Source organism: Finegoldia sp. (assembly GCF_046991905.1).
Taxonomy (GTDB): Bacteria; Bacillota; Clostridia; order Tissierellales; family Peptoniphilaceae; genus Finegoldia.
In genome coordinates this window covers 1-1975 of sequence record NZ_JBKWZF010000127.1, presented here as the reverse complement: position 1 = coordinate 1975, position 1975 = coordinate 1, and the positions used below count along the sequence as shown (strand labels likewise).

The following is a 1975-nucleotide window of genomic DNA, read 5'->3' as shown; positions in this document are numbered from 1 at the left end:
CGTACAGCCACAGCTTGAGCGTTCAGAGCGTCGCACGCAATGGGTACGGCTACATTGGATAATGCAGAGGTGGAAGTCCTGTGGGCTATGACAAAAGCCGTTGAATTGCTTAAAAATGATTTTATGGAAAGGAGTGAGAATTTATGCACGATTTAAGTATGCCACTATGGGAACGATACCTTATGACGATTGAAGAAGCGTCCAGTTATTTCCGCATTGGAGAAAATAAGTTGCGTCAAATTGCAAACGATCATAAACGAGAATGTGTCGTTATGAATGGGAATCGTATGCTTATCAAGAAAAAGAATTTTGAAAAAGTCATAGATAAACTGGAACAAATTTAATGCAAAAGAGCCTTGTGCGTGTTATGATTTGATTAAGTCGTATATACGAGGCTCTTTCATACTTTGAAAGGAGTTTGAAAGATGTCAGCATTAAAAAGACGAGATAACAAAAACAGAATATTACAGAGAGGAGAAAGTCAAAGACCAGACGGAAGATACACTTACAAATATGTAGACGCATTGGGTAAAACAAAATATGTGTATGCTTGGAAATTATTACCGACAGATAGAACACCGAAAGGCAAACGAGATGATTTATCATTAAGGGAAAAGGAGCGTATCATACAAAGAGATTTGTATGACGGTATCGACACGCAGGGCGGTAAAATGACACTTTGCCAGTTATATGCGAAAAAGAACGCACAGCGACCAAATGTAACGAAAAATACAGAAGTCGGCAGAAAATACCTTATGAAAGCCTTAGAGGACGATATACTCGGTTCTAGGAGTATTGACAGTATTAAACCGTCAGACGCTAGAGAATGGGCAATCCGTATGCAACAAAAAGGGTTTTCCTTTGGAACAATCAAGAACTATAAGCGTTCGTTAAAAGCGTCGTTTTGTATGGCGATTGATGATGATTATGTAAGGAAGAACCCTTTTGATTTTTCACTTAGTGAAGTAATTGAAAATGACAGTAAAACAAAAGTTGCATTAAGTGAGGAGCAAGAGCAGGCATTACTTGATTTCATAGCACAGGATACCTGTTATCAGAAATATTATGATGATGTGCTGATATTGTTGAAAACAGGACTAAGAATATCAGAATTCTGTGGATTGACAAAACATGATTTAGATTTTGAAAATCATTCAATCAATATCAATCATCAGTTACTGAAAAACAAAGACGGTTACTATATCAATGAGCCAAAGACAAAAAGCGGTATTCGTAAAGTGCCAATGAGTGATGAAACAGAAAAAGCCTTTAAGAGAGTATTAAAAAGGAAACAGAAACCTATGATAAAGGAGATTGACGGTTATCGTCATTTCTTATTTCTATTAGAAAATGGTTATCCTACACAAAATGCAACCTATAAAACATAATTGTTACGAATGATAAAGAAGTATAACAAGACACATGATGTTCCATTGCCACATATTACACCGCATACGCTAAGGCATACATTTTGTACAAGATTAGCACAAAAGAATATGAACCCAAAGAATTTACAGTATATCATGGGACATTCCAACATAACAATCACGCTTAACTTATACGCTCATGCCTCAGTAGTTGGAGCAAACAAAGAAATGAGAAGTATGATAGCATGATTTACAACAAAATATACAGCGATTGAGAGTGAAGATATGCGTAGTGTAGACCCAGTTCTGCGGTAGGTTGAAGAAATGAAAAAAGCCGACAAACCTTATAAAATAAGGATATATCGGCAATTCGAGGACTTATGATAAGATATGGGAAAAATTGATACTTTTTTCTTTCAGAAAGGTACGAATTTGCAAATAGGATAAACAATAGCTGTACGAGGTTTCCTGCCGTGTGTGATCCTTTACGGGTATACATGTGCAGTCTTCCTTAATGAGAATGTAAAGGAAAGTCCTGAACCTTACAAAATGGTCACATTTCTATGAATACATTGACAAATTCAGCTCTTTCTTATAATGTATTAGTG

At 36.2% G+C, this 1975-nt stretch carries 1 protein-coding gene and 1 pseudogene; both read left to right on the top strand.

Annotation, left to right across the window (positions count from 1 at the left end):
• The first annotated feature begins 143 nt into the window (after positions 1 to 143).
• Positions 144 to 344, top strand: a complete 201-nt coding sequence (locus ACLUJM_RS13585; protein ID WP_234147076.1) for an excisionase — start codon at positions 144 to 146, stop codon at positions 342 to 344.
• Positions 345 to 425: 81 nt separating this feature from the next.
• Positions 426 to 1616: pseudogene (locus tag ACLUJM_RS13580) on the top strand (tyrosine-type recombinase/integrase).
• Positions 1617 to 1975: the final 359 nt, after the last annotated feature.

Excerpts from the sequence above, each read along its gene's own strand:
- ACLUJM_RS13585 (WP_234147076.1), top strand. The coding sequence starts at position 144 with ATGCACGATTTAAGTATGCCACTATGGGAACGATACCTTATGACGATT.